The organism is Neobacillus sp. FW104-15D2 (genome assembly GCF_058790155.1).
This window is the reverse complement of sequence record NZ_JBYTCJ010000009.1, coordinates 132,181-158,901: the sequence shown is the minus strand read 5'-3', so window position 1 is coordinate 158,901 and position 26,721 is coordinate 132,181. Positions and strand designations below refer to the sequence as shown.

General features: G+C 39.6%; 27 protein-coding genes. 21 read left to right on the top strand and 6 right to left on the bottom strand.

Annotation, left to right across the window (positions count from 1 at the left end; genetic code table 11):
• Nucleotides 1-236 precede the first annotated feature (236 nt).
• Entirely contained in the window at nt 237-356 is a 120-nt protein-coding gene (locus AC3WR0_RS09710) for a DUF4023 domain-containing protein (protein ID WP_081679972.1), read from the bottom strand.
• A 184-nt stretch (nt 357-540) separates the two neighbouring features.
• Here AC3WR0_RS09710 and AC3WR0_RS09705 point away from each other — a divergent pair, with 184 nt between their 5' ends.
• The 6 genes from AC3WR0_RS09705 (at nt 541) to AC3WR0_RS09680 (ending at nt 5,469) form a co-directional block, all read left to right on the top strand.
• Complete coding sequence (locus AC3WR0_RS09705) at nt 541-930, top strand: GntR family transcriptional regulator (protein WP_492552123.1); 390 nt, start codon at nt 541-543, stop codon at nt 928-930.
• Complete coding sequence (locus tag AC3WR0_RS09700) at nt 923-1,825, top strand: ABC transporter ATP-binding protein (RefSeq protein ID WP_492552122.1); 903 nt, start codon at nt 923-925, stop codon at nt 1,823-1,825. The genes AC3WR0_RS09705 and AC3WR0_RS09700 overlap by 8 nt, the downstream gene beginning before the upstream one ends.
• Nucleotides 1,797-3,779 (top strand): DUF6449 domain-containing protein, encoded by a 1,983-nt coding sequence (locus tag AC3WR0_RS09695; protein WP_492552121.1) that lies wholly within the window; start codon nt 1,797-1,799, stop codon nt 3,777-3,779. Before AC3WR0_RS09700 ends, AC3WR0_RS09695 begins: the two co-directional genes overlap by 29 nt.
• Nucleotides 3,780-3,796: 17 nt before the next feature.
• Complete coding sequence (locus AC3WR0_RS09690) at nt 3,797-4,315, top strand: RNA polymerase sigma factor (protein ID WP_492552120.1); 519 nt, start codon at nt 3,797-3,799, stop codon at nt 4,313-4,315.
• A 108-nt stretch (nt 4,316-4,423) separates the two neighbouring features.
• Nucleotides 4,424-5,230, top strand: coding sequence for a DODA-type extradiol aromatic ring-opening family dioxygenase (locus AC3WR0_RS09685; RefSeq protein WP_492552119.1), 807 nt, complete (start codon nt 4,424-4,426; stop codon nt 5,228-5,230).
• An 83-nt stretch (nt 5,231-5,313) separates the two neighbouring features.
• Entirely contained in the window at nt 5,314-5,469 is a 156-nt protein-coding gene (locus tag AC3WR0_RS09680) for a hypothetical protein (RefSeq protein WP_155899913.1), read from the top strand.
• 241 nt (nt 5,470-5,710) lie between these two features.
• On the opposite strand, the gene AC3WR0_RS09675 is transcribed toward AC3WR0_RS09680, so the two are convergent.
• Entirely contained in the window at nt 5,711-6,916 is a 1,206-nt protein-coding gene (locus tag AC3WR0_RS09675) for an MFS transporter (protein WP_492552118.1), read from the bottom strand.
• A gap of 180 nt (nt 6,917-7,096) precedes the next feature.
• Between AC3WR0_RS09675 and AC3WR0_RS09670 the strand changes: the two genes are divergently transcribed.
• The 10 genes from AC3WR0_RS09670 (at nt 7,097) to AC3WR0_RS09625 (ending at nt 15,012) form a co-directional block, all read left to right on the top strand.
• A complete protein-coding gene (locus AC3WR0_RS09670) occupies nt 7,097-7,834 on the top strand; it encodes a protease complex subunit PrcB family protein (protein WP_492552117.1) in 738 nt (245 codons plus the stop codon).
• 138 nt (nt 7,835-7,972) lie between these two features.
• Nucleotides 7,973-8,992: a VanW family protein gene (locus tag AC3WR0_RS09665; protein WP_492552116.1), complete on the top strand. Its 1,020-nt coding sequence runs from the start codon at nt 7,973-7,975 to the stop codon at nt 8,990-8,992.
• A gap of 164 nt (nt 8,993-9,156) precedes the next feature.
• Nucleotides 9,157-9,348 carry a hypothetical protein gene (locus AC3WR0_RS09660; protein ID WP_492552115.1) on the top strand — a complete coding sequence of 64 codons (192 nt, stop codon included), beginning with the start codon at nt 9,157-9,159 and terminating at the stop codon, nt 9,346-9,348.
• Between the two features lie 213 nt (nt 9,349-9,561).
• Nucleotides 9,562-10,314 carry a nucleoside phosphorylase gene (locus AC3WR0_RS09655; RefSeq protein WP_492552114.1) on the top strand — a complete coding sequence of 251 codons (753 nt, stop codon included), beginning with the start codon at nt 9,562-9,564 and terminating at the stop codon, nt 10,312-10,314.
• A gap of 80 nt (nt 10,315-10,394) precedes the next feature.
• Nucleotides 10,395-11,000: an ECF transporter S component gene (locus AC3WR0_RS09650; RefSeq protein ID WP_492552113.1), complete on the top strand. Its 606-nt coding sequence runs from the start codon at nt 10,395-10,397 to the stop codon at nt 10,998-11,000.
• Nucleotides 11,001-11,075: 75 nt separating this feature from the next.
• Nucleotides 11,076-11,843 (top strand): energy-coupling factor transporter transmembrane component T family protein, encoded by a 768-nt coding sequence (locus tag AC3WR0_RS09645; RefSeq protein ID WP_492552112.1) that lies wholly within the window; start codon nt 11,076-11,078, stop codon nt 11,841-11,843.
• Entirely contained in the window at nt 11,840-12,685 is an 846-nt protein-coding gene (locus AC3WR0_RS09640) for an energy-coupling factor ABC transporter ATP-binding protein (RefSeq protein ID WP_492552111.1), read from the top strand. The genes AC3WR0_RS09645 and AC3WR0_RS09640 overlap by 4 nt, the downstream gene beginning before the upstream one ends.
• Nucleotides 12,682-13,494 carry an energy-coupling factor ABC transporter ATP-binding protein gene (locus AC3WR0_RS09635; protein ID WP_492552110.1) on the top strand — a complete coding sequence of 271 codons (813 nt, stop codon included), beginning with the start codon at nt 12,682-12,684 and terminating at the stop codon, nt 13,492-13,494. Before AC3WR0_RS09640 ends, AC3WR0_RS09635 begins: the two co-directional genes overlap by 4 nt.
• 329 nt (nt 13,495-13,823) lie before the next feature.
• Nucleotides 13,824-14,228: a sporulation protein gene (locus AC3WR0_RS09630; protein WP_492552109.1), complete on the top strand. Its 405-nt coding sequence runs from the start codon at nt 13,824-13,826 to the stop codon at nt 14,226-14,228.
• A gap of 16 nt (nt 14,229-14,244) precedes the next feature.
• Nucleotides 14,245-15,012, top strand: coding sequence for a TerC family protein (locus AC3WR0_RS09625; RefSeq protein WP_027320548.1), 768 nt, complete (start codon nt 14,245-14,247; stop codon nt 15,010-15,012).
• Between the two features lie 1,041 nt (nt 15,013-16,053).
• Here the strand turns inward: AC3WR0_RS09625 and AC3WR0_RS09620 are convergent.
• A complete protein-coding gene (locus AC3WR0_RS09620) occupies nt 16,054-17,391 on the bottom strand; it encodes an MATE family efflux transporter (protein ID WP_492552108.1) in 1,338 nt (445 codons plus the stop codon).
• Nucleotides 17,392-17,541: 150 nt separating this feature from the next.
• Nucleotides 17,542-17,895 (bottom strand): hypothetical protein, encoded by a 354-nt coding sequence (locus AC3WR0_RS09615; protein WP_492552107.1) that lies wholly within the window; start codon nt 17,893-17,895, stop codon nt 17,542-17,544.
• A 140-nt stretch (nt 17,896-18,035) separates the two neighbouring features.
• On the opposite strand from AC3WR0_RS09615, the gene AC3WR0_RS09610 reads away from it, so the two are divergent.
• Complete coding sequence (locus tag AC3WR0_RS09610; RefSeq protein ID WP_492552106.1) at nt 18,036-18,614, top strand: glycerol-3-phosphate acyltransferase; 579 nt, start codon at nt 18,036-18,038, stop codon at nt 18,612-18,614.
• 335 nt (nt 18,615-18,949) lie between these two features.
• On the opposite strand, the gene AC3WR0_RS09605 is transcribed toward AC3WR0_RS09610, so the two are convergent.
• Entirely contained in the window at nt 18,950-20,044 is a 1,095-nt protein-coding gene (locus tag AC3WR0_RS09605) for a CdaR family transcriptional regulator (protein ID WP_492552105.1), read from the bottom strand.
• Nucleotides 20,045-20,187: 143 nt separating this feature from the next.
• Between AC3WR0_RS09605 and AC3WR0_RS09600 the strand changes: the two genes are divergently transcribed.
• The 4 genes from AC3WR0_RS09600 (at nt 20,188) to AC3WR0_RS09585 (ending at nt 25,447) form a co-directional block, all read left to right on the top strand.
• Nucleotides 20,188-21,351 carry a glycerate kinase gene (locus AC3WR0_RS09600; RefSeq protein ID WP_492552104.1) on the top strand — a complete coding sequence of 388 codons (1,164 nt, stop codon included), beginning with the start codon at nt 20,188-20,190 and terminating at the stop codon, nt 21,349-21,351.
• A gap of 108 nt (nt 21,352-21,459) precedes the next feature.
• Complete coding sequence (locus tag AC3WR0_RS09595; protein WP_027321884.1) at nt 21,460-22,431, top strand: 2-keto-3-deoxygluconate permease; 972 nt, start codon at nt 21,460-21,462, stop codon at nt 22,429-22,431.
• Nucleotides 22,432-22,641: 210 nt separating this feature from the next.
• Complete coding sequence (gene larA / locus AC3WR0_RS09590; protein ID WP_492552103.1) at nt 22,642-23,904, top strand: nickel-dependent lactate racemase; 1,263 nt, start codon at nt 22,642-22,644, stop codon at nt 23,902-23,904.
• Nucleotides 23,905-24,220: 316 nt separating this feature from the next.
• Nucleotides 24,221-25,447: a cation:proton antiporter gene (locus AC3WR0_RS09585; RefSeq protein ID WP_492552102.1), complete on the top strand. Its 1,227-nt coding sequence runs from the start codon at nt 24,221-24,223 to the stop codon at nt 25,445-25,447.
• Nucleotides 25,448-25,528: 81 nt separating this feature from the next.
• Here the strand turns inward: AC3WR0_RS09585 and AC3WR0_RS09580 are convergent, their stop codons facing one another.
• A complete protein-coding gene (locus AC3WR0_RS09580) occupies nt 25,529-26,713 on the bottom strand; it encodes a hypothetical protein (RefSeq protein WP_492552101.1) in 1,185 nt (394 codons plus the stop codon).
• Nucleotides 26,714-26,721: the final 8 nt, after the last annotated feature.

Genomic DNA, 26,721 nt, shown 5'->3' with positions numbered 1-26,721 from the left:
AGCGAAGCATCCTGGAGTGGAAAACAACCGGCCAATTTAACAACCGCCATCCTTTAAGGACTTTTTCAGTGGCCTCGCTGCTAGCCGGAGCGTTTTTTTTGTGTGTAATAAAGTACAGAGTTTTAAATATCTAGCTCCAGCGCCCAGCGAGTGTCCATCGCGCTTCTCCCTGCGATAAGTCAACATCGAACTCAAGTGCTCCTGTGCCACAGCTTTTTCAAAGTGCCTTTCATATTTTAATGCTGCTTGTTCGGTAACTTTTCACTTTGGTGTTTTTTGCTTTGGCGCTTTTTGCTTTCCTCATTCTTCTTTTGGCGTTCATGCAATTTTTCTACAAACTCGTGTGTATTATCCACGAAATTACCTCCCCAAAAAATAATTCACCTTGATAATTTAACCTTCGTAATTAAAACCATGCATGCAGAAGCTTTGTTAAAAAAAGTAATTTTTTTGGAAAGTACTTTACTTTTTGGAAATGGATGGAATATAATCAAACTGTACTAACAATAATAGTACACTTAGTACAGATTGGGGGTCACTATGTTTGAGCTTGATATGAGGAGCCGTAAACCCATTTATGAACAGCTGGTCGATAAATTAAAGGAACTGATTATAAATGACATACTTAAAACTGACGAGCAGCTTCCATCCGTCCGGACATTGGCACAGGAGCTCACAATCAATCCGAACACGATTCAAAAAGCCTACAGGGAACTAGAGGTTCAGGGCTTTATTTATTCTGTTAAAGGGAAAGGCAGCTTTGTTAATCCAATTGATATTAAAAAAGATACTGAAAAAATGAAATCCGTCAAAAAGGAGCTTGGGAAGTTAATCCTTGAAGCGCTCTATCTTGGCATTCCGGCGGATGATCTAATTAAATTGATAAAAGACTTGGATGCTTCAAAAGGGGGAGGCGAAAGCAATGATTGAGATGAAAAATATTAGCAAGGCATTTGACCGGTTTGAAGCAGTTAAAAATGCCAGCCTGACGATACAAAAAGGCTCCATCTACGGACTAATTGGCTCTAATGGGGCAGGAAAAACAACACTAATCAAGCTTCTGGCAGGGATATACCAGGCGGATAACGGAGTGGTGAGAATTGACGGCGAAGCGGTTTATGAAAATACCGATATTAAACAAAAGCTTTTTTATATACCAGACCAGCCTTATTTCTTGAATCATTACACAGCTAAACAAATGGCACGCTTTTATAAAAGTATTTATCCGGGCTGGAGTGACCAGCGGTTTCTGACACTTGCCGATCATCTGGGATTGGATATAAATAAAAAAATCCATACTTTTTCCAAGGGGTGGCAGCGGCAGGCTGCATTTATCCTGGCTCTCTCAGCCAAGCCTGAATTCTTGATCCTGGATGAACCGCTTGATGGACTGGACCCGGTAGCCAGAAAAAAGGTAAAAAACCTGCTGATACAGGATGTGGCGGACAGAGAGATGACCATTCTAATTTCATCACATAATCTCAGGGAGCTGGAGGATATTTGTGACCATATTGGAATTATCCATAATGGTGAAATGCTTATCGAGAAAGAACTGGATGAATTGAAATCGGATGTTCATAAAATTCAGACAGCCTTTAGAGACGGATTGCCGGAACAATTTTTAAAAGGCCAAAAAGTGCTTCACAAAGAAAAGAGAGGCAGCATTTATTTATACATTGTAAAAGGAAATGAAGAGGAGATTGTAAAGCAGATCCGGCAAGAAAGCCCAGTTATCTTTGATTTGCTTCCGCTCACTTTAGAGGAAATTTTTATCTATGAAATGGGGGATTATGGATATGCCATCCAAAACGTCATTGTGGAATAAGGAGATAAGCACACAGATTGTCCGGAGCACTGGATGGGTCTCCCTCGTTTACTTTATTGGCCTCTTTATCGCATTGCCACTGAGTATTATGCAAAGGTATTCAGATGAAATAAGGATGCCGTTTCAAAGGGCAGATAACCTTTATCAATTTACATTTCAAATACAGATGAGTTTGACCCTGGCTGTTCCGGTTTTGCTCGCTGTTTTCCTGTTTCGTTATCTTCATGTTAAACAGGCGTCTGATTTGATGCACAGTCTTCCTCTAAAGCGGGAAAAACTATTTCATAGCTATGCTTTGAACGGTGTTTTATATTTAATCATTCCTGTCATACTTATTGCGATTTTAACAATCGTCCTTCATTCGGCAATGGGATTATCAAAGGTGTTTAACATTGAGGATGTATTTTATTGGGCAGGAACAACTATCCTCGTTGATCTTGTATTATTTACAGCCGCAGTATTTATTGCGATGCTTACTGGAATTTCGGCCGTTCAGGCAGTATTGACGTATGTCTTTCTCTTTTTCCCAGTAGGTATTATGCTTCTTGCATTTTATAATTTTAAAGTCTTTTTATTTGGATATCCAAGTGATTACTTTTTAACAAAACAGGTTGAAAAAATGTCTCCGCTTACTTACGCGGCAGAACTAGAAAGCCATAAATTCACCTGGACAATGGCGTCTGTTTACGGCGTGTTAATTATTCTTCTATATATTTTCTCTTTGTTCCTTTATAAAAAAAGGAAGCTGGAGGCTGCCTCAGAGGCAATCGCATTTAAAGGCTTACGGGGAGTATTTAAATACGGCGCCACTTTTTGTGCCATGCTTACAGGAGGAACATACTTCAGCCAAACCAGCCAAACATCCAACAGCGATATCTGGTGGACAATAATCGGCTACGCAATTGGTGCAATAATCGGCTACTTTGCTGCTGAAATGGTATTGCAGAAAACCTGGAGAGTTTTCAGGAATGTCAAAGGCCTTGCCACTTTTTCAGGTGTGATTACAGTTTTGATTCTTGGGGTACAAACCCTGGGATTTTATGAGAACAGAATTCCTGAATCAAATGAAATACAAAGCGTCCTAATGACGGACAGTTTGAATATTGCAAGGCCAAATGGAGATGTATACACAGATGCTTATGGGTCTCCATATGCGCCGCTTCCAATGACGGAAAAAGCAAATATTGAAGACGTACGCAGGCTTCATAAGCAGATTTTAGCGGACCGTAAGCAGGATTCTAATGATATTAGAGAAGAAAGGCAATTAGTCTTCTTGGTTTATAACCTGAAGGACGGCGGAAAAGTGATCCGTGAATATAGAATGTACGAAAAGTATTATGCAGATCTTTATAAGCCAATCTATGAATCTGCTGAATTTAAGCGGACTACCTACGATATTTTCAGAGTGAAAGAAAACAAGGTAAAAAGCATCATTTTTAATTCCAATGGACCGAATGGTAGCAGTGCTGCTGTTTCTTCTCCTGAGGATGTAAAAAAAGCGATTGCCCTGCTTAAAAAAGACATTCTGGAAGAATCTTATGATGATCGAACTTATTTTAAGTCAAGAGGCTCCAATATCGAAATTCGCGTTGGCAAGCGTCAATTTATAAACCTTCAGTTAAGCCCCACTTATAAAAATACCAACGAGTGGCTTAAGAAAAAGGGTTTGCTTGAACAGGCTAAAATAACAGCTAAAAACCTGGATGCTATTTTTGTGGCCAAAAAAACTTTAGATCCAGAGACCGATCCTGAAAGGGAAGCCAAGCAAATACAAAAGGATCCACAGACTTTAAAAATAACAGATCCAGGTCAAATGAATGAAGCTATAAACAGCGCAAGTGTCGGCAGGAAAGAATACCATTGTGTATTTACTTATAAGGGCGGAAACTTCCATGAGATTTTCTACTTTGATGACAAACACGTCCCTGATTTTATAAAAGAACATTTTAAATAAAAGGGGGTGGAGGCGTAGTGCGCCACGATTTTGAACAATTGCACTCAATGCACTCCAAACGGCTTTTCTATATTGCCTATTCAGTCACAAAGGACCGGTTTCTTGCAGAAGATGTCGTGCAGGAAACCTTTCTTAAAGCTTTTAAAAAAATGGACACAATAGATAACGTTGAAAAAGTAGGGGCCTGGCTGTCATCCATTGCTGCCAGGACGGCTATTGACTTCATTCGAACTGAAAAAAGAAAAAGGTGGGTTCCTGCAGACCAAAATTTGATGGAAAAGCTTAATTGGGAAGTTCCATCTGAAATGAATACCGAAAAGGAAGTAGAAGCACGTCTTCTTGAGGCTGACTTGAATAGAAGAATTAGCTGCCTTGCTTCCGAATATCGGGACATTCTCCTATTAAAGGTGAAATTCGGACTAAAGGAGCAGGAGATTGCAGGACTCCTTCAGCTAAAATCAGCAACCGTAAAAACAAGGCTCTACCGGGCAAGAAAGCAATTAAAGCAGTCTTTCCTGGAAAAATACTCAGCATAGCTCAGAAAAAAGCCGGATTCCCATTATTGGGTCCGGTTTTTTGCAGGATTTCTCCAAAGGGTTCTTTAATTAAATAGATAGGAATTATCTAAGAGAGGAATGAATCATATGAATCCATTTGTTTTTGCCGGTATTGCCCCTCACGGTACGGAAATCATTCCGGAATTGGCGGGAAAGGATCCGGGAAGAATGTCTGAAACACGCAAGAGCATGTTTAAGCTTGGAACGGAAATGGAAAAAGCGAAGCCTGAGGTTATCGTGGTTTTAACCCCTCATGGAACCAGGATCAATGGACAGTTTTCTATAACTGACTCTGAAAGAATGATGGGCTCTGTCGATGAAGATGGAATTTTTTTCGAAATGGAGAAAAGAGTGGATAGAGAGTTTGCAAGAAGCATAGCTGAAAAGGCTGCCGGAAAAGGGGTGCCTGTGGGAACAATTAATTTCGGAACCTCTGCCGGGCCAATATCCTGCCTGCCAATCGATTGGGGAGCTATGGTCCCGCTTCGTTTCATGCCGGAGGTACCAATTGTTGTCATCAATCCATCAAGAGAACTTTCGTACGAAAAGCATGTGGAGTTTGGCCGGGCCTTAAGGGAAGCGGTGGAAGCATCATCAAAACGCGTTGGATTGATTGCGAGCTGCGATTGGGCCCATGCACATGACGAAAATGGACCGTACGGATTCGATCCAGCTGCTAAAAAGCTTGATGAGGAGGTTGTTTCCCTTATAAAACAAAATAAGCTTGAGGGTATGGCCGAATTTGATGAAGAATTCATTGAAGCAGCTAAGCCTGACGGAATTTGGCAGACCCTGATTCTAGCTGGAGCCATACCGCCAGCTGAACGGAAAATTGAACTTCTTTCGTACGAAGTTCCGACCTACTTTGGATTAATCTGTGCTGCAGTAAAATAGAGAAATGAGCTCCTAATGGATTAAAGGGGATTTTTCGAGTAAAATCAGGTAATCAAAGAAATAAAAAAATAGGTGGTAAAGCAATGAACGACTATAAAGTTGTTGTAAGAAATGGCAGTGATATTATCTTCTCAGAAGTGATAAAAGCATATGATGAAAGAGAAGCACTAGGGGAATTATTAATCAAAAGTGAGCTATTTGGCCAGTCTTTTACAGATATAAGAATAAATGAAATGTAATTAGTAAAAGAACTAGTTTTTTTATGCTGGTTCTTTTTGTTTTCTATCGGGTGGATTAAGCAAGTGGGCTATTTATCTATTATACCCTTTCAATTTGATTGTAACGATACTAGCCGGTTTTGTCGTTCTTCTTTTAAGGATATATTTAAAAGTAGGAAACGACCAAGTTGTTTTAAAATAGGGTTCAATTGACATTACTTTGTCAGCCGAACCCGTTACTTGAAAAGTACTTTTAAAAATATTATATAGCTTGCCTTTCGAGTTCATCTGCTATAGTTGTTTTTCTAAACTTCATATAAAAAATAGCTGTGAGCACAATCGATATAAATCCATAAAGGACACACATAACCTGGAGTCCTACTGCATCAAGGAGAAAACCCGTCAGGATTAGAACAACCTGGAAGGTAATCCGGTCAAGCATATTACGGAAGGAGAAGAATCTGCCGTGAAACTCCTTTGGTACTCTGGTTTGAAAAATGGTTGCAGCAGTCGGGAAAAAGCAGCCAACTGAAAAACCAAAGATAAAAAATGCCATAACTGTAAAAACGGCCTGGTCCGCCAAGTAAAGAATAATTTGTGCAAACCCAATCACAAATGAAAAGATAAATAAAATCCGATAAGGGGATAATTTATCACTGACCTTTTTGATCACAAAGGCCCCTGTCATAAAAGCGATTCCTTCTGTTGTATAAATCCAGCCTTTAATAGCTGGACTGTGCTGCAGCTCGCTTATATCCATAACCAGCAAATTAAATCCGCCAAGGAAAAGTAAGGGTATAAGAACCAGAACCAGGGTCATCCCCACAATAGGAAGCCCTTTTATAATGGGGAAAACATCTTTAAACCCTGCAGGTTTGGCCCCGGACTTCTCTTTCATTGGCTCTATTTTTTCCTCGAATTTTAAAAACCAGGTGAAAATAAACAAAGCAGCGTATGCACCAAGAGAGAGAATATAAACCATTTGAAGCGGCATAACCACAAGAAGAATCCCGGCCACCGCTGTTCCGATAATCCGGGCAAGTGTAGTGACATTCATATATACTCCATTAAGGACCAGTAAGTCCTTTTCAGACACGACCAGCGGAATAGCTGCCTGCAGAGCCGGAAAGTAAAAGGCTGCTGATATCTGGAGAATAACCAGGAAAACAAGCATCCACCAGACAGAGTCGGTGTGGATGGCAACAAGCATAAATAGAACACTTATTGTCCGCATTAATCCCGAAGCAAGCATCACTGTTTTTTTGCTCGTTTGATCAATAAGCTTTCCGGCATAAGGACCAACTGCGATTCCTGCAAGAAGTCCTGCTGCTAAAAGCAGTGATTTCATAAAATCTGAGGGCACATTTGCCTGCATAAATTCCAAATTGCCTATAATCCCAAGCCATAATCCCAGACCTGCAATAAATTCTCCACTTAATAAAATCCATACGTTTCTATTTTTCCACATGGACTGTCCCCCTTTGTTTAAATTTCGGTGTTCGAAATATCCTCATATATCTTACTATATAATGACAGATAATTGTTAATTTTCTATCGGGTAAAAATGTTAAGCCTTCCTAAAGTAGTACTTTTAAGGGATAAGGTAAATAATAGTAGAAATAAAAAAGTCTGGAAGGGGTAAGGTTTTATGAAGAAACATATTATATTGCTGCTGGGAGCTATTATCTTTCTCTCGGTGGCCACAGCATTTTTTATAAGGGGGGGAGAAACTATCGCCACTCAGCCAATGAAGGATCCTATGTCATTTCAGCTAGTTGATGAAAGCAGCTTATCCGATTTGGAAAGAGCTTTTGTATTGATCGCAAAAGAATATCCAGGTGTTCATAGGTTCGGCTCACTTTACGTGATTTCCCTGGGGCAAAAACCACATCCAGGGTATCGCATGGAATTAACAGGGCAGAAACAAATTTTGGAGCAAGTGAAGCTATATATTCGGCAGCTTCTGCCTGAAAAGGGAAAGATGTATGCCCAGGTAATTGTCTATCCGCATCTAGTTGGAAGAATAGAGCTCCCAAAATACACTACGCTGTCTGTTTTAGATGCAGAAACCAAAAAGCCAGTTTTGGATCAAACCGGTTTTAAGCTTGAGTTTCATGATGAGCAGGTAGCAGCCGATACAAGAAAAGCTTGGACGATTCCACTAGATCATCCAATTTCTCAATCAGAACTGAGTTCGTATAAAATCACTCTAAAAAAAATGGACGGAATGGAGCTGCCGGTCACAACAATTTTAGAAAGGGATAATCAAATAAAAGTTATTCCAAATGAACCTTATGAAATAGGAGTAACGTATTTACTGCAGATCGTCCATCCCAAGGAGAAGGAAACGAATATGGCGGTCTGGCCTTTTAAAATTATCCAATGAAAAAGGGGCGCTAAAAAGTGCCCTTTTTTCATGTTTTATGGAATTTTTAAACAAATAATCGAATAGAATTTTAGAATGTGAGAGGAATCCATTTAGTTTTACGGGAATACTATAAAAAAAGATAAATTTGGGGGAAATATGGTAAAGGTTAAATTCATTTTTTTAATCGTTCTGGCGGTATGTTTAATGGGATTGGCTGGCTGTGCCGGTAAAACGGCGAAGGAAGCCGCACTGGAAAAGAAAGTAGCTGAACTCGAAAAGCAGGTTTCACCTCCGAAAAATAAAGCACCTAAACAAGAAGAACCAAAACAGGAGGAAAAGCCGGTTGTGATACAAGTTATCGATCCAATAACCAAAAAGGAACTTAAAACTTTTACACCCAAAGATCTCGGATATGGAACCGATAATGAAAAATACAAGGCGGAAATGGAAAAATGGGCAAAGGAATTAGCCCGGGGAACCCAAACCACACCAGGATACGACCAGCGTATGGTACCTGACCATATTGATGCAGGAGGCAACATTGTTAAGGGGAAACCAAAAGTAATTTTAGAGGAAAAAGAACTGCTTGATAAAATAATGAATGCCTCCCAAGCTGGAGGTTCAGTTGAACTGCCATTGTATGTTACGGACAGCAGCTATAAGCCGGAAGAAGTTCCTTCTTTAGGAGAAATAGTCGTAGCTTCCTATACAACTAGATTTAATAGTTCAGTAGTGGGAAGATCTAAAAATATTGAACTGTCTGCTCAGGCCATTAATAATGTAATTCTTGGTGTTAAGGATACCTTTTCATTTAATTCTACCGTAGGTCCGAGTGATCTGGCACATGGATATCAGCATGCACCTGAAGCAGTGGACGGAAAGTTGGTAGACGGTGTAGGCGGAGGAATCTGCCAGACCTCATCCACTCTCTACAATGCAATAGATAAACTGGGTGTAGCGTATGTTGAAAAGCACCACCATTCCTTGCATGTCGGATATGTTCCAACGGGAAGAGATGCAACTGTATCTTACGGCGGTTTGGATTTCCGATTCCAAAATACAACAGGCGTTCCTCTTCTTTTAAAGGCTTATATAAAAAGTGGTGCGCTGACCATCGAAGTTCGGACTTCTAAAAACTATCAAACAGCTTTAAAGACTGGACATGTAAATTCTTAATTGCCCGGACCATCCTTTTCCAATTTGGGAAAGGAAAGTTTAAGAGAGTCATTGGCACGGGGATTATTCCGCGGATAGGGGCAACCTGAAGCCGTGGCCATGCATTCTAAAACTGGAGTAGTGAATTTTGAAGCTGAAGTATTCGTGCATTCCAGGGGGAAGTCGTGCATTCTGGAGCCGAAATCGTGCATTTTGAAGTCAAAATCGTGCATTCCGGAGTCGAAATCGTGCATTCCGAAGCCGAAATCGTGCATTCCGAACCCGAAATCGTGCATTCCGGAGTCAAAATCGTGCATTCTAAAGCGAAAATCGTGCATTTTGACGCGAAAACCATCTATTTCAAAGGCCAGCTCTAGCATTCCTTATCTAAAAGCTCATATTTTTATAAAAAAATGGTCTTCCAGCTCCAAATGAGATGAAAAGTATGATTATTTTAATAGAAAATGAACCTTCTCAATAAAAAAAGTTCCAAAATAAAATAGAGGCCGTCCCACACGGGAAACCTCTATTTTTGATTGTCTTGATAATGTAAAATATAGTTAATATTACCAAGTAAAAAGGAGACAGCAATGGATAAAAGTCTTCAGCCACATATAAGAGTAGGAAAAGATATTGGGATCCAATATGCCTTGCTGCCGGGTGATCCTGGAAGGGTTAAAACCGTCGCAGAGTTCTTAGATGATCCCAAAGAGATTGCGTATAACCGTGAGTATCGAAGTATTTCAGGTTCATATAGAGGGATTCCTATTTTAATAACATCAACAGGAATCGGTGGGGCCTCCACAGGAATCGCAGTTGAAGAATTAAAAAATATTGGTGTGAAAGCGATGATTCGAATAGGAAGCTGCGGAGCCAATCAGCCTGGAATTAGGGTGGGAGACTTGATTATAGCTTCAGGTGCTGTAAGGAATGACGGAGCATCAGCGGCCTATATCGATCAATCATATCCAGCTGTTCCTGATACAGATTTACTGTTTCATATAGCAGGTGCTGCGAAAAGATTATCTTACTCACACTTTAAAGGTCTTGTCAGGAGTCATGACAGATTTTATACGGATGAAGAACAGTTGATTGACGAATATTGGGCGGGAAAAGGAATACTTGCTTCTGATATGGAAACGGCAGCTTTATTTGTAATTGGCGGCTTGCGGGGTGTAAAGACCGCATCCATATTAAATGTAGTAGTAGAAAAAGAGGAGAATCTTGAAGGGGGAATCAATAACTACATTGATGGTGACAATGCCGCAAAGCTCGGAGAAGAGAGAGAAATCCGGACTGCATTGGAAGCTATTGTATCATTTCACACTTCATTCCATTCCTGACCAGCAGCATACAGCATGAATCCAGCTCGTTCATTTAATAGCTTGATATTTATTAAGAAAACAAATGGGAGGGTTCACTCATGCAAAAACAAAGCATGTGGTCTTTGAAATTTTCAACAGCAGCTCTTGTATTAATACCAACTGCAGTAGGAATAAATTATATCGGAAAGCTTTTTGCAGGGCTTTTGAAATTGCCGCTATGGCTGGATTCAATTGGCACTGTTTTGGCAAGTATTCTGGCAGGTCCCATCATTGGTGCTCTGGCGGGTGCAGTAAACAACGTTATTTATGGACTTACAGTCGATCCAATTTCGTTTGTTTATGGAATAACAAGTGTTGCCATTGGCCTTGCAGTTGGAATTTTATTTTATAAAGGCTGGCTGACCAGCTGGTCGAAGGCAGCCCTAGCAGGACTAATAGTAGGACTTGTAGCAACGATCGTTTCGACACCAATCAATATCGGATTCTGGGGAGGACAGACAGGTAATGTTTGGGGAGATGCTTTATATGCGATTGTCTTAGCCAAGACAGACTCTGTTTGGCTAGCATCATTCCTTGATGAAATCGTGGTTGATGTGCCTGATAAACTGCTTGTTGTGTTAATAAGCTTTGCAATATATAGAGGACTTCCAGGCAGCGTGTCTCAAATGTACAATAACAGCAATAAATTTGAGAGCTTGGATTAAGACAGTACTGAAATAATACAAGCGGGAGCATCGGAAAATGGGTGCTTCCGCTATATTTTTAGAGGGTGATTTAGATTGAAGCAGATCAGTTTATACGCAGATAGAAATTCCTTTGTACATGATCTCGATCCTATCAGCAAGCTTTACTATATTCTTTTTTCAATTTTGATTCCGGTCGTTCACCCATCCATCACCGTTTCTGTGATATGCGCCATTCTTAGTGTTTTGCTACTTCTTTTGGCAAAGGTTTTCAAAAAGGCACTGCCTGTTTTTTTATTGGTTTTCATTGTCCTTATTACGGTTGTGATCATTCAGGGCCTGTTCCGTCCGGGGAATGAAACAGTTTTTTTAAAAATTGGACCTGCTGTATTTTATAAGGAAGGTCTCCTGTATGCACTTAAAGTAACTTTACGGGTTACTGATATTGTTGGGGCCTTTCTGATTCTCGTACTGACAACAAAACCTTCAGATTTAGTTGAGTCGCTTGTGAGGAAGGGATTATCACCAAAAATCGGCTACGTGGTTATTTCTGTTTTTCAAATTATCCCTGAGATGATATCAACAATGAGCACCATTATGGATGCCCAGAGGGCTAGAGGGCTCGAAACTGAGGGAAATATAATTACCAGAATAAAAGCATTTATACCGCTGCTCGGACCGGTAGTCCTTGGATCTCTTGTTAATACAAAGGAAAGGGCAATGGCCTTGGAGGTAAGGGGTTTTAATGCTCAGGGTAAGAAGACATTTTTAAATGAGGAAAAAACCTCCGTTTTAAGCAAACCTATTCAATGGGGGCTTCTGCTTATTGTAGTGGTGGCAATCGTTTGGAGGCTGCTGGCATGACCAAAATCATAGCTGAAAACCTAAAATATAAGTATCCTTTATCCGATAAAATGGACCTTGATAATATTTCCTTTGAGGTAAAAAAAGGAGAGTTTATTGGAATTATCGGTGCAAATAAGGCGGGGAAGTCCACACTGTGCCTGGCACTTACAGGACTTGTACCTCATTTTTACAAAGGGGCTTATGGCGGTAAGGTTTTTGTGGACGGATTGGAAGTGAAGGAGCATTCCATAGCGGAAATATCTTTGAAGGCTGGTATTGTTTTTCAAAATCCTTTTACTCAAATGACTGGCTCAAAGATGACAGTTTATGAGGAAATTGCCTTTGGGCTTGAGAACCTCGGTATAGCTCGCGAAGAAATGCAGAAGCGGATTGACCATGCCGTGGACTTAATGGATATTGCTTCTTTAAAGGAGAGAAATCCATTTGATTTATCAGGGGGGCAAATGCAAAGGCTGGCTATTGCCAGTATTATCGCCATGAATCCGGAGATTATTGTCCTGGATGAACCAACCTCGCAGCTTGACCCTGAAGGATCGGAAGAGGTATTTCTGGCCGTTCAGTTGTTGTCCAGGCAGGGAGTAACTGTCATTATGGCAGAACACAAAATGGAGAAGGTTGCCAAGTATTGTGACAGAGTTTTGCTCCTTCATAATGGGAAAGTAATTGATTTTGATACACCTGGAAAAATCTTTTCCAGAAATGATCTAATACAGTATGGCCTTGTTCCGCCTATCTTTACATCGGTATGCAGAGAACTTGGAGTGAAAAAGCAGGGGACGGACGAATATCCAGTGACCCTTGAGGAAGCAAGAGCAGCATTGGGGAGGAATGTTAAATGATAAGAGTTGAAAATTTAACATTCTCCTATCCAAATGGACCAGAGGTTTTATCGGATATTAACCTGGTTTTCGATGGAAGATTCACTGCCATTATTGGCCAGAATGGGGCTGGTAAAACAACCTTTGCCAAATTGCTTAAGGGCCTTTTAAGACCCTTTAATGGTGAGATTTTTATAGGAAATCAAAACATTAAAGAAACATCAGCGGCTATGCTCGCTGGTAAAATTGGTCTTGTCTTTCAAAATCCAAATGACCAGATTTTTAAAAGCAGAGTCTTGGACGAAGTAATGTTCGGTCCGCTTAATATAAAATTGGATAAACAAACTGCAAGGGAAAAAGCCATTGAAGCGTTAGAAATAACAGGTCTTGCTGATAAATTGGAAGTTAATCCTCATGATTTAAGCCTTTCGGAAAAGAAGCTGCTTTGCATTGCTTCCGTTTTAGCTATGGATACAGATATTGTTATCCTTGATGAGCCAACCATTGCCCAGGATCATACTGGAAAGGAAACCATCCGAAAAATAATCCAAAGCTTAAAGGAAAGAAACAAGCTTGTTATGACCATCATCCATGATATGGACTTTGCTGCTGAAAACTTTGAAAGAATCGTTATTTTTAATGGTGGCAAGGCAATTCTAGATGGAGATGCTCGTTTTGTTTTTAGCCAAAAGGACGTTCTGCATCAGGCGAGAGTCGAAGCTCCTGCTGCTGCAAGGCTTGCTGAGGAACTAGGACTTGCCGGCACTTTTTTAACAGAAGCAGAGTTGATTGAAGATCTCCGGCAGCGCGGGGGAAGAGCACAATTTTAATTGGGGACAGACTTGTATTGACACACTTCCATTAATTTGGTATATTAATAGTAATTAGTTGAATAGTAATCTCCTAAAGGGGAGTAGCTTTTACAACAAAGTCGTCATTACGGAGTAGACCTCCCGGCTTTGTTGGCAACATAACGTTGTTAGCAAGACCTTTACCCATGGGTAAAGGTCTTTATTTATTTTTAAGCCTTTACCGAACGATGGTAAAGGCTTTTTCTATGTCCTTTTATCCATGGTGTGAGATGAAAAAGATAAAAGGAGAGATGGAGATTGAAAATGTTCAAAAGAAAAGCCAAAGTCAAACGGGAGGTGAGAAGCCAATGATTTTAAGAAAATACATGTCTCTTATTGGTATTGGATCTGCAGAAGTCGACCTGGTCCTTGATAAAGATGTTTATAGGCCGGGGGAAGCTGTTCATGGCTGTTTCTATATTAAAGGCGGCACGATTGAACAGCAAATTAAACGGATTGATTGCGACTTGGTGATGGAGGACAGTTCCATTCAAAAGGAGGAGACTGTTGATTCAATATCCATATTGTCTTCTTCGCAAATTGAATCAGAGAAAACAGTCCAGTTTCCATTTTCTTTTCAGCTTCCGGAATCCCTGTCAGCTTCAACAGAGCAGATAACCTATAAGTTTAAAACCTTACTTACATTTACAGAAGGCCTTGAAAGCCAGGATTCTGATCATATAAAAATCATTTCAAAAAGAGATCAATCTTAAAAGGAGGATATGACAAATGGATCTTTCATTATTGCTTGAATACGGATGGGTATTACTTATTTTAATTCTTCTGGAGGGACTCCTGGCAGCAGATAATGCAGTTGTTTTGGCAATAATGGTTAAACATCTGCCAGAGGAGGAAAGAAAGAGGGCCTTGTTCTACGGACTTGCAGGTGCCTTTGTTCTTCGTTTTGGATCACTGTTTGCCATTTCCTATCTTGCTGATGTATGGCAAGTGCAGGCCGTGGGTGCAGCATACTTATTGTTCATTGCACTGAATCATATTATCAGAAAGCTTCTGGTTCATAAAAATAATCATGTGGAAAACGAAGATAGCCAAAAGAAAAAGTCAGGCTTTTGGTTAACAGTACTTAAGGTAGAACTGGCGGACCTCGCCTTCGCGATCGATTCTATACTAGCCGGAGTCGCATTAGCAGTGGCTCTTCCAGATTCGGGCTTACCGCAAATCGGCGGACTTGATGGCGGGAAATTTCTGGTTATCTTTGCAGGAGGGCTGATTGGAGTCATTATCATGCGCTTTGCTGCGAATGTCTTTGTAAAGCTCTTAAATTCAAGGCCTGGCCTAGAAATTGCTGCATTTATGATTGTAGGCTGGGTTGGAGTGAAGCTTTCTGTTTACTCGCTATCTCATCCTGCACTGGCGATTATGCCGGAAGAATTTGCCGAATCTCCAGCATGGAAAATTTCCTTTTATGCCGTCCTTGTTTTAGTTGCCATGGGCGGGTGGTTTTTATCGAAGGAAAAGAAAGAACTGCCGCAATAAATCAACTAGTTTTTAGATATCTAGGACTTTATCAATCAGTTTCAAAGATTAATCGATTAAAATGGACCATTAATCAATCAACTTCAGAGACTTATCAATTAAGTTGAGGGTTTTATCAATCATTATGGGATTCACCCTTGGTAGGTTTAAAAGCCAGGCGAATGCCTGGCTCTGTTAATTGGATTAAAAATAAATCAAACTAATCTAAGGATAATCAATCTTATGTGTGTAACCAATCATGTCTAGAATTAAATCAATCAATTTCCAAGATTTATCGATTAAAATGGACCATTAATCAATCAACATCAGAGACTTATCAATTAAGTTGAGGATATTATCGATTATTTAAGGGATTGGTCCTTTAAAAATTTAAAAGCCAGGCGAAGGCCTGGCTCTGTTAATTGGATTAAAAATAAATCAAACTGGTACAAGGTTAATCAATCTTAGGTGTAATCAATCATGTCTAGGATTTTATCAATCAAGTTCAAAGATTAATCGATTAAAATGGACTATTAATCAATCAACTTCAGAGACTTATCAATTAAGTTGAGGATTTTATCGATCATTTAAGGGATTGGCCCTTTAACTATAACTTTTTAAGTTTAAAAGCCAGGCGAATGCCTGGCTCTGTTATTGGGTCTAAAATAAATCAAACTGGTACAAGGATAATCAATCTTAGGTGTAATCAATCATGTCTAGGATTAAATCAATCAATTTCCAAGATTTATCGATTAAAATGGACTATTAATCAATCAACTTCAGGGACTTATCGATTAAGTTGAGGATTTTATCAATCATTTAAGGGATTCGCCCTTTAAATCCGATAACTTGTTAAGTTTAAAAGCCAGGCGAAGGCCTGGCTCTGTTAGTTGGGTCTAAAATAAATCCCAAGGATAATCAAATCTTAGATGTAATCAATCATATTTAGGGTTTTATCAATCAATTTCAAGGATTAATCGATTAAATTGGACTATTAATCAATCATATTGACAGTTTTATCCCTTAAAGAGAGATAGAAAAAAGCGCCCTCAGGCGCTTTTTTTACTCGGCAACTGTTAGTTTAATTTGGTTCCAGTCTCTGCGGTAGAATCTCATCAGCAGAACGAGGCCGAAGATGGATAGATAAGTATATAAAGCAGTCCAGGCGCCATAGCTTGATAGATTTAGAACAAATACCATTAGATACGTTAAAGGCACAAAGAATCCCCAGGCAAGAATGAGGGAGGATCGGAGTAAAAAGGTTGTATCTCCTATACCCCTTAGGCCGCCGCCATAGAAATTGAAGAAGCCATCAAAAATCTGTAAAAAAGCAGAGACCATAATGAGCTTTGCTGTCAGCAAATAAACATGAGGGTCATCGGTATAGATTCTTGCGACTGATTCAGAAAAAAAGAATTCAAAGCTTCCCAGAACGAATAGGAAAAGGCCACCCATAATAGCCGTTTCTGTCCCCATTTTTCTTGCTTTATCAGGATTGTTTCTGCCAATTTCCTGACCTACCAGAATTGTGGCTGTGGAACCAAATGCTCCCGCGGGCATAAATCCGAAGCTCATAATGCTGAGAGCAATTTCATTTGCTGCAAGAGCGTTCGTACCCAGTCGGCCAACAAAAGCGGTGAAAACAAACATGGCCATACTTTTTGAGAATTCTTGAGTACCCAGCTTAAGGCTTTCTTTAAAAATTAATTTTGACTCGTTCATGCTTATGGACTTTATAGGGGAAAATCCGAACTTTTTATTTACAATCACAAAAAACGCAAAGGCACTGATAAGCATTGCTGTAACTTCACCAAGAAATACTGCCCAGCCTGCACCGATTAATCCCATTCGCGGAAAACCTAGGTGTCCGTAGGTAAGGGAGTATGTAAAAAGAATCATAATAGCATTTCCAGCCAGAGAGGCAATCATTGGTGTTTTTGTATTTCCAACACCTCTAAAGAAACCATGGAGAGTAAAAGTAAGGATAGAGAAAAACATGGCAAAAAAACGGATTCGCAGATAGCCGGTTCCGATATGTGCTATTTTTTCAGAACCTCCAAGAATATTCAAAATTCCTCCCGCAGCCACAAGGCCGATAATCAATATGGCGATACCTGCCAAAACACTTAAAATCAAACTGATATAGGTCCGTTCCATTCCTTTTTTCATATCATTTGAGCCATAGTTTTGAGCTACAAGATAGTTAACTGTATTTCCGATTCCGGAAAAGGCAGCCCAGGCATTGTACATAATAATGTTGGACACCCCAACAATGGCGATTGAAAGAGCACCCAGTTTTCCAATCATAATTAGATTAATCATTCCGGTTACCGTCATAGAGGCAAAGGATGCAATTGAGGGGATAGCAAGACCTAAAATTTGTTTCCAGTTTGTTAGCATAGCTGTCTCCTGTTCAGTTCTCTAGTTATGCTTATCCAAAACCTTCGAAATGCGAAGGAATATGGAAGCCTTTAACCATATTACCATGAAAACACTCTTTTGGCTCTCAATAAAAAAAGCAGATCCATAAAGAATCTGCCTCGGAAAAGTTCACAGTTCATTTGGATGAAAACCAATTAATTGAGCCTTTTTATCCACTCCCAATGTTGTTTCATTAGGAAAGGTAATAATGGAACTGATATATTCCCAGCGAAGTAAAAGATTAGTTGTGCAAGTTTCCTCTATCTGATCTTCGCTTGGAATGGATGTGCCATCTTCTTCTGCTACCTTTGTTCTTTTGTAGCACGGGTTTTCTACCCAAATCCCCATACTCTCCGTGTTAATGAGTTTGACTAAATACCATTCCTCCGACTGGAATATCCCTGTAATCTGTCCAGTCAAACCCTCGGGGAAGTTCTTCAGTTTGATTTGGATTTTCTGATTAATAAAGCTGTCTAAATACATCTTCCATGCCTCCAATCATGAAATAATCCACAACACTTTACTAATTCCTTATTAAGAAACATCTAAACTTGAAATGGCAGGAAAAGCGGTGAAGCTTGCAGAATCATAGTGAAGAAATTCAACAAAATGAGGAAAATAAAATGTTAATTTATATATACGTACTTGCGGCTTACTTTTTAGGGAATTTTTTAACCGCCTTCTTTATCGTTAGACTTTTGGGAAAAAAGGATATCCGCCAGGAGGGCAGTTGGAATCCAGGAGCACGGAATGCTGGGAGGACTCTTGGAAAGCTAGCTTTTGTTTTAACTTTTCTAGGAGATGCATTAAAAGGTGCCCTAGTTGTTTTAGCTGGAGGATATGCTGGTTTTGGGCAGGGAATTCTCCTGCTTGGCCTTGGCGCTGCTCTTGTCGGGCATATTAAGCCGATTTTCTTCAGGTTCCGGGGAGGAATGGGGATCTCTGCTTTTATTGGTGGAATGACTACATTCGAACCGCTATCTGCTTTAGTCATTGTTTCAGGATTCCTTATTTTTTATCCGCTTACTAAAAGTTTTACGATTGCCGGGCTCCTCTCTTTCATTTTGATTCCTATATCGTTTTTGTTTTTTGGATATAAAACAATACCTATTCTTATCACTGCCCTCCTGGTCGTTCTTATCTTAATTGTCCATGCCGAGGATATCAGGGAAAGGTTTGATAAAATGTTTTCAAAATCATAGACCTTCATTACAATCCCTCCCTAATGAGAGGGACTGAAAATTCTTATGCTGCGGTCTAATAATTAGAAACATAGGGGTTCGGGGGATAGAGACTTGGATAATATTGAGCTGCTTGCCCTTAAGTAAATTGAATACCGATCCTCCTGACTGGCAAAGTTACGGTGAAACCACTGAAACCGGAGTGAGTATTCCGAATCTGCAGGAGCAAAAAAATAATATATCATTAGAAATTTCCCATTATCCATCATGGATAAGAGGGCAGACAAAAATTAAAATAAAGTAACTAAATAAGCCTGGATTTCTAATCCAGGCTATTCTTTTCTATAAATAAATACCTAACCTCTTTCAACCTTTTTGGCTGCCCATATAGCGAGCTGAAGAGTTAATGCGTCCATAAACACTTTTGGGTCATATCCTGTTTCTTTTTCTATTTTGTTCAATCTATAAATTAATGTGTTTCTGTGAATGAAAAGAGCCTGAGCCGTGTTTTGGATGTTTAAATTATTTTCAAAAAAGGCTCCCAGTGTATCTGAATATTTTTCCAAAGTTTTATTCATGATACGTTTTGAAAATTTTGCTGCTTCAGCCAAGTCGGTTTTATAAATTAGGGCCTTGGATTCTACTTTGGAGAAAGGAACTATATCAATCGTATTATCTGTGATGTCCAGTGCAAGGTCACAGTCTATATAAGATTGATAAAACTTATCTAAGCTGTTAAATGGAGTGCTGAAGGAAAGACGAAAGCTGATTTTATGCCTTTTTAACTCGGCAGCCATCTTATCAAAAACTTTTTCTGTCCCAGGGAAAGTGCATTCAGATAGGGCAATGAAAATTCTATTTATATTGATAAAACTAATAATTCCCTGTTGTTCTCCCATGATTAATTCCAGGTTTTTGATAAGAATATTGTTGGAGATTTTTCGTTCGTTCATTTGCATTACACAAGAAATAAAAGGGGGATTAAGCCGTTGTTCTAACAACCCCAGCCTGCGTTTAATTTGATCATAGGAAGGCGTGGCCTTAAGCAGTTCTTCAATTATTAGTTCCTTTGTTCTCTGCTGCCATTCCATTTGTGTTGATAGATAATTTTGATTGATCATCAGTTCCGTAGCCATTTTTACTAATCCTCCTAAAATCTGAATTTCAGAAGGATGTCCAGTAATCCCGATTACGCCTACAATGGACTCCTGAAAGACAATTGGAAGATTGATCCCAGGCTGTGAGCCTTTTAATTTATCAGCTTGCTCAGCGGAAATACTCAGCGTCTGTCCAGTTTTTAATACAGTTAATGCGCCCTCATGAATATCTCCTATTCTTTTGGTATCACCCGAAGCTATAATTACACCTTTTTCATTCATTATATTTATATTTCGATTTAGGCGAAGAGAGGTCTCATTAACTATAATGGAAGCGATTTCCTTCGTTAGCATATTTCCTCCGTCAATTTAGTTATAGAATACAAAAAAATGAAATAATTCTTATTTATTTTCGTTTATTATACACGATGTAAAGAGTAATTAAAAAAAGTATAATGAAATTACGTTATATGAAAGCGTTTACTTAGGAGGTTGCCATGAAAATAGTAATCGCCCCTGACTCATTCAAAGGCAGCATGAGTTCAGTAGAGGCAGCTAACTCAATAGAAAAAGGAATATTGCGGGCTTTTCCTGAAGCAGAGACAATACTGCTGCCGGTTGGAGATGGCGGAGAAGGAACGTTAGATACACTTGTAACAGCTACAAAAGGATATACGGTTCCAGTTTTTGTGAAAGGTCCTCTTGGAGATATGGTTAAGGCTGAATACGGCATTCTTGGAGATGGAGAAACCTGTGTAATCGAGATGGCTAAGGCCTCCGGACTTGCACTAGTTCCAGATTCTCAGTTGAATCCTTTAAAAGCGACCACATTTGGAACTGGGGAATTAATTAAAAAAGCGCTGAGTGATGGCTTCAAATCTTTCATTCTAGCTTTAGGCGGATCTGCTACTAATGATGGCGGTGCCGGAATGCTTCAGGCACTTGGATTAAAGATTATGGCTGAAAATGGAGAGGAAATTGGTTTTGGCGGGACAGAGTTAATAAAGGCGGCTTCTATAGACACTGCCACTTTTGATGCTAGAATTTCAGAATGCAAGTTTCTTATAGCTTCAGATGTCCAAAATCCTTTCATTGGCCCAGAAGGTGCCTCTCACGTTTTTGGCCCTCAAAAGGGTGCTTCGCCTAAGGATGTAGAATTCCTGGATAAATGTTTAAGTAACTTTGCGGTTGTAATAGAAAGGGCTACGGGAGTTCATTTACATGACCTGCCAGGTGCCGGGGCAGCAGGCGGAATTGGTGGTGCTTTTCAAGCCTTTTTCCCTTCTGAAATGCGGCGCGGCATTGATGTGGTAATTGAATATACCAAGCTGAACCAGTTGGTTGAAGGAGCAGACCTTGTCATTACAGGGGAAGGAAAGGTAGACTTCCAAACTGCTTCAGGGAAAACACCAATGGGGGTTGCCCAGGCAGCGCAATTCAAAAATATTCCTACTGTCATTATTGCAGGCTCTGTAGGAAAGGGTATTGAATCGCTTTATCAGCACGGAGTTGTAAGCGTTCACAGTATTATTAACAGGCCTATGGAGTTGGCAGAAGCCATGGAAAAGGCTTGCGAATTAGCAGAATCAACTGCCGAACAAGTGGTACGTTCGTTTTTTTATCAAAAAGAGTTAATAGTAAGCAAAGTTGGAAGTAACTAAATACTTTCTGATCGCTGGGCATTTGAAACGGCCTTACAGATCCGACAGGCGTTTTAGGTAATTAATTTGATTTAAAAAATTGATAATACTAGAGAGGAGCTACACATTATGAAAATCAAAGCAACCCTTGATAAGATCCCAGGCTCGATGATGCTTTTCCCGCTACTTCTTGGTGCAGCGTTAAACACTTTATTTCCAAGCACACCTACATTTTTCGGTTCCTTTACTGGAGCACTTTGGACAGGCGCGCTCCCAATTTTGGCGGTATTCTTTTTCTGCATGGGTACTACTTTAAGTTTTAAAGCTACACCTTATATTTTGAAAAAAGGCGGCGCCTTATTATTCAGTAAGATTGGTGTTGCAGCTATTGTCGGTATTATTACTGCTCATTTTATTGGTAATGGAACCGTTCTTGGCGGATTGTCAGTATTGGCAATTGTTGCTGCTATGAATGATACAAACGGCGGTATGTACATGGCTTTAATGGGCCAGTTTGGAAAAGCTGAAGATGCAGGCGCATACTCTATTATGTCTCTTGAATCTGGTCCGTTCCTTACAATGGTTACATTAGGAGCAGCAGGACTTGCTGGTTTCCCTTGGCAAACAATGGTTGGTGCTATTCTTCCATTAGTATTAGGTATGGTTATCGGTAACTTGGACAAAGATTTCAAAGAATTCTTTGGTAAAGCAGCTCCTGTTCTAATTCCATTCTTTGCTTTTGGACTTGGTGCAGGACTCGATTTCAAAAAAGTAGCAACTGCTGGTTTAACAGGGATCCTGTTAGGAGTTGGGGTTGTCGTTATCACAGGTACTGTTTTATTCCTTGTAGATCGTTTAACAGGCGGAAATGGAATCGCTGGATTAGCTGCCGCTACTACTGCTGGTAATGCAGCTGGTGTTCCTGCTGCAGTAGCTGCTGCAAACCCTGCGTATGCTTCTGTAGCTGGTTCTGCAACAATAATGGTTGCAGCCAGTGTTATCATAAGTGCCATTCTATGTCCGATTGTAGTTGCTTGGTATGCAAATAGGCTCAAGAAAAAAGAGGCATATAAGCTGGAAACCCAAAAAGTCAGTGCTTGATAATTCATAAAAGTCTGGCAAAGTGGTATGCTTTTGATATTACAAAAAAACAGAGTTATTGCCCCATCGGTAAAAAGAAATCTGCCCCTGAGAGCAATCTCAGGGGTTTATCTTTTCATTTTTAATTTAAAGTATTTACGGGAATAATAAATTGGTTGTTTTTTAGAGTTAGCCTTACATTTCTGAAAAAATAGAAAGAGAGTGATTGATATGAAAACAAATCTGCTGTATGGCCAAAACGGACTTGAGGTTGAGATACCAGATCAGGCATTTATTGTTGAGCCTAAAAACCTGCCGGGCTTAGAGAATGACCGTGAAGCTATAAAACAGGCATTAAGAAATCCGATTGGCTCATCCCCACTTAAAGAAATGGTTAAATCAACAGATACTGTAGCCATTGTCATTAGCGATATTACAAGGCCAACCCCGAATCATATACTTGTTCCTTTGTTAATTGAAGAGCTTAATCATGTGCCACTCGAGAATTTCGTTGTAATAAATGGTACAGGCACTCACCGTGACCAGACTAGGGAAGAGTTCGTGCAAATGCTGGGCGAGTGGGTAGTTAATAATATCCGAATTATTAATAATAACTGCCATGATAAGGATACATTATCAAATGTCGGACATAGCAAATTCGGATGTGATGTTTACTTAAATAAGGAATATGTTGAAGCGGATTTCCGAATTGTAACAGGATTCATTGAACCGCACTTTTTTGCTGGATTCTCTGGGGGACCTAAAGGGATTATGCCGGGAATCGCAGGGCTCGAAACAATCATGACCTTCCATAATGCCAGAATGATCGGAGATCCACTTTCCACATGGGGAAATATGGTTAATAACCCTGTTCAGGATATGACAAGGGAAATAAACGGACTCTGCAAACCACAGTTTATGCTGAATGTTACTCTTAACAAAGAGAAAGGAATAACATCTGTATTTGCTGGAGAGCTCTATGAAGCCCATGATAGAGGATGCGAATTTGTTAAAGAACATGCCATGATTCGCTGTGAAGACCGGTTTGATGTGGTAATCACTTCAAATTCTGGTTATCCTCTTGACCAGAATCTTTACCAGGCAGTAAAAGGAATGAGTGCTGCACAGAAGATTGTCAAAAAAGGGGGAGCTATTATTATGGCATCCGAATGTTCAGATGGATTGCCGAGCCATGGTAATTACTCTAAAATTTTCGAACTAGCTGATAGCCCTCAAGGATTGCTGGATCTTATTAATAATCCTGAATTTAAAATGTTTGACCAATGGCAGGTCCAAAAACAGGCAGTTATTCAGGTCTGGTCAGATGTTTACGTTTATTCAACGCTTTCCGATGATCAGGTAAAAGGAGCAATGCTCAAGCCAACTCATAATATTGAGCAAACCCTTCAGGAACTAAAACAGGTTTATGGTGAAAACATGACAGTTGCAGTCCTGCCGCTTGGCCCACTCACCATACCATATGTTAAGGAATAATAGAGGAACAGGAATTAGAATTGCTTAAGATATTACCGGCAGACGTGTTTTTCAATACCATATTGTAAAACGGCAGTGATGAATCTGCCGTTTTTTTTATGTCAAAGTGTTTTTAAAAAAGTAATATTATTAATCAAACGTTTGATTAAAAATGACCTCAAGCTTTAGGATATTGAACATGTATCCATAAGGATTTTAGGATTAAGCTATTTTCATTATCTCAATAAAATGAATACAACAAGATTTTCATTTTAAAGAGTAAATAAAAAAGTAGGTGGTATATGATACTAATATGAGATGATTAGAGGTGAAGCCTGTGGATTTTCAGGGAGTGTTTATTGAAATTCTTATTTTGCTGGCAGTTTCTATTTTCGTTATTGCCGGAGCAAAATTAATAAAGCAGCAGTATTCTATTGCACTTGTTGTGGTAGGGCTTGTATTAGGACTTACGGATATTCCTTTTTTTGAAGCGTCGGAGAATTTTATAACAAAGTCAGAGGTTTTTCATGCCATTATCGTTTCGCTTTTTTTACCGATATTGCTTGGTGATGCATCGTTAAAGATGAATGTTAACCACTTTTTTGATTACCGCCGTTCCTCCATGTCTCTTGCATTCCTGGGAACATTGTTAACGTTTTTTATTATTGGCTTCGCAGGTTATTATTTTCTTCAACTGCCCCTGGTTACTGCATTTACGTTTGCTTCTCTTATGAGCGCCACTGACCCTATCAGCGTCGTTTCGATTTTTAAATCAATGGGTGTTTCGAAGAAGCTATTAACCGTAATGGAAACAGAATCCCTTTTCAATGACGGTGTGGCGGTCGTTCTTTTTAAAATATCAACGGTTTACCTATTAACTTATATTGAATCAGGATTAGCCGGAATTGGAAGTGGAATCCTATTATTTCTTCAATTTTCTATTGGAGGGTTAATTGTAGGAGGGATAATGGGTTATATTTTTTCACAAATCATCAGGCTATTTGATGATTATCCCTTAGAGATTGCCTTTACACTGCTTCTGTTTTTTGGCAGCTACTTTATTTCGGAGCACTTCCATGTATCTGGCGTTATTGCCGTTGTTGTAGCTGGACTTATCTATGGAAGCTATGGAAAAAGGATTGGCATGAGCCAGACGACCAGCCAAAATATTAATGCGTTTATGGATACCATCACAGAGCTGGCCAATAGCTTGATTTTTTTAATGATCGGTCTGGAAATTAAAAATATCGAATTTGCGCATCAATGGTATTTTATTGCTGTTGCAATTGTTATTGTCCTGATAGCCCGAACTATTGCTGTTTATGTTAGCACGGCCTTTAGCAAAAAAATTCCTGGCAGCTGGAAAGCGATCCTTAACTGGGGCGGTTTAAAAGGGAGCCTTTCTATTGCTTTGGTTCTGAGCCTGCCTGCATCGTTTGAAGGCAGAAATATCATTCTGATTTTAACCTTTAGCATAGTCGTGTTTTCTCTAATTGTACAAGGGTTGACAGTAAAGCCGCTTGTCTTAAAATTAGGCCTTACAAAAGAAGACTCAAAATCATAAAAAGAGCCGTAAAATCTTTAAACGATTTTACGGCTTTATTTTAAGCAAATCAGATTGCATATGACAAACAAGGACATCTGCCTAAAGGACTTTTTTTTCTTTAATATCCTTTTTAACCTTCTCAACTAATTCCTCGAAATGCCTAGCGTCTTTTTTTAAGAGTACGCCCTTTCCATAGCGAATATGGTCATATGCGTTAAAGAAGTCCTCCTGAGAAGGGAAATCTGTACGCTCAAACCATTCCCGAAGCGTTTCATATTCCTTGCGTCCTTTCCCGTGTTTGTCGGCAAAGATTTGCAGGTCATAAACCAGCTTCCTTAGATATTCCTGTGGAGAACTGGTTCCAAATAAACGACGGCTTCTCTTAGTCCCCCCTGAAGGGGAAAGGAATTCCACATTTAGAATTCCGGATGTTTCGACTGTATCTATATTGTCTGTTCGGAATTTTTTAACGAGCAGCCATACAATAAGGATTGTAAGGATTGCCACTATAACCCAGACCCAAGGAGAAATATGAAGATAGAATGTATCGATTTCCTTTTTGGCTGCATTGCTTTTTCCTACAACACTTTCCGGAATCGCATTTTGTGACGAGTGAGATTGTATAATCTTTGCCAGCTTAAATAAAGGGGCAGCAAGTACGGCTGCTATAAGAACAAGTACCCCGACTGTTTTGAAGAAAAGCCATTTAATGGCGGGCATAAAAATCCCGGCGAAGACAGCAGCAAGCAGGAGTGCAAGTCCAAAAAATATACCAAAGCTTTTCGTATCATGTACTCCGTTTCGTTTTTCTGTGCTCTTTATAAGCTTTCCTGCACTAAACAGTGCTGTAAATAGAATGATAATGGCAAAGAGCCAGTTAATATAATGGTATTTTAGCATCCAGCACATCATAAAAAGAGGGATACTGCTGCAATACATAATTAAAGGCAGTTTTGTTCGTTCCGAGGACCATAATGTTGGGTCCTTTGAAAAAGCATCCAGCCGGATAATAAGAAAAATGGTACAAACGAAAGCAGACATAAAACCAAATCCCAAAAGAAAACCAGCACCCCCGCCCAGGATGCCGCCAGCCAATGAAATCACCGGGGCAGCCTGTTTAAATTTAAGAGAGGCGGCTAAGCATAAAATCCCTGCAGCAATAAACGCAATAAATGCAGTTACGGGGGGAACTTTATTTTCCCCAATATAAAAAAGAAACAATAGAAAATATAGGCATAAGCCTTCTAAAAATAGATAATAAGCGGGAAGAACGTAATTTTTCATTTTTATCA

What these genes read in the sequence shown, in the direction of transcription:
- AC3WR0_RS09705 (WP_492552123.1), top strand. Translation starts at nt 541, where the DNA reads ATGTTTGAGCTTGATATGAGGAGCCGTAAACCCATTTATGAACAGCTG.
- AC3WR0_RS09700 (WP_492552122.1), top strand. Translation starts at nt 923, where the DNA reads ATGATTGAGATGAAAAATATTAGCAAGGCATTTGACCGGTTTGAAGCA.
- AC3WR0_RS09695 (WP_492552121.1), top strand. Translation starts at nt 1,797, where the DNA reads ATGCCATCCAAAACGTCATTGTGGAATAAGGAGATAAGCACACAGATT.
- AC3WR0_RS09685 (WP_492552119.1), top strand. Translation starts at nt 4,424, where the DNA reads ATGAATCCATTTGTTTTTGCCGGTATTGCCCCTCACGGTACGGAAATC.
- AC3WR0_RS09680 (WP_155899913.1), top strand. Translation starts at nt 5,314, where the DNA reads ATGAACGACTATAAAGTTGTTGTAAGAAATGGCAGTGATATTATCTTC.
- AC3WR0_RS09675 (WP_492552118.1), bottom strand. Translation starts at nt 6,916, where the DNA reads ATGTGGAAAAATAGAAACGTATGGATTTTATTAAGTGGAGAATTTATT.
- AC3WR0_RS09670 (WP_492552117.1), top strand. Translation starts at nt 7,097, where the DNA reads ATGAAGAAACATATTATATTGCTGCTGGGAGCTATTATCTTTCTCTCG.
- AC3WR0_RS09665 (WP_492552116.1), top strand. Translation starts at nt 7,973, where the DNA reads ATGGTAAAGGTTAAATTCATTTTTTTAATCGTTCTGGCGGTATGTTTA.
- AC3WR0_RS09655 (WP_492552114.1), top strand. Translation starts at nt 9,562, where the DNA reads ATGGATAAAAGTCTTCAGCCACATATAAGAGTAGGAAAAGATATTGGG.
- AC3WR0_RS09650 (WP_492552113.1), top strand. Translation starts at nt 10,395, where the DNA reads ATGCAAAAACAAAGCATGTGGTCTTTGAAATTTTCAACAGCAGCTCTT.
- AC3WR0_RS09640 (WP_492552111.1), top strand. Translation starts at nt 11,840, where the DNA reads ATGACCAAAATCATAGCTGAAAACCTAAAATATAAGTATCCTTTATCC.
- AC3WR0_RS09635 (WP_492552110.1), top strand. Translation starts at nt 12,682, where the DNA reads ATGATAAGAGTTGAAAATTTAACATTCTCCTATCCAAATGGACCAGAG.
- AC3WR0_RS09630 (WP_492552109.1), top strand. Translation starts at nt 13,824, where the DNA reads ATGATTTTAAGAAAATACATGTCTCTTATTGGTATTGGATCTGCAGAA.
- AC3WR0_RS09625 (WP_027320548.1), top strand. Translation starts at nt 14,245, where the DNA reads ATGGATCTTTCATTATTGCTTGAATACGGATGGGTATTACTTATTTTA.
- AC3WR0_RS09620 (WP_492552108.1), bottom strand. Translation starts at nt 17,391, where the DNA reads ATGCTAACAAACTGGAAACAAATTTTAGGTCTTGCTATCCCCTCAATT.
- AC3WR0_RS09615 (WP_492552107.1), bottom strand. Translation starts at nt 17,895, where the DNA reads ATGTATTTAGACAGCTTTATTAATCAGAAAATCCAAATCAAACTGAAG.
- AC3WR0_RS09610 (WP_492552106.1), top strand. Translation starts at nt 18,036, where the DNA reads ATGTTAATTTATATATACGTACTTGCGGCTTACTTTTTAGGGAATTTT.
- AC3WR0_RS09605 (WP_492552105.1), bottom strand. Translation starts at nt 20,044, where the DNA reads ATGCTAACGAAGGAAATCGCTTCCATTATAGTTAATGAGACCTCTCTT.
- AC3WR0_RS09600 (WP_492552104.1), top strand. Translation starts at nt 20,188, where the DNA reads ATGAAAATAGTAATCGCCCCTGACTCATTCAAAGGCAGCATGAGTTCA.
- AC3WR0_RS09595 (WP_027321884.1), top strand. Translation starts at nt 21,460, where the DNA reads ATGAAAATCAAAGCAACCCTTGATAAGATCCCAGGCTCGATGATGCTT.
- larA (WP_492552103.1), top strand. Translation starts at nt 22,642, where the DNA reads ATGAAAACAAATCTGCTGTATGGCCAAAACGGACTTGAGGTTGAGATA.
- AC3WR0_RS09580 (WP_492552101.1), bottom strand. Translation starts at nt 26,713, where the DNA reads ATGAAAAATTACGTTCTTCCCGCTTATTATCTATTTTTAGAAGGCTTA.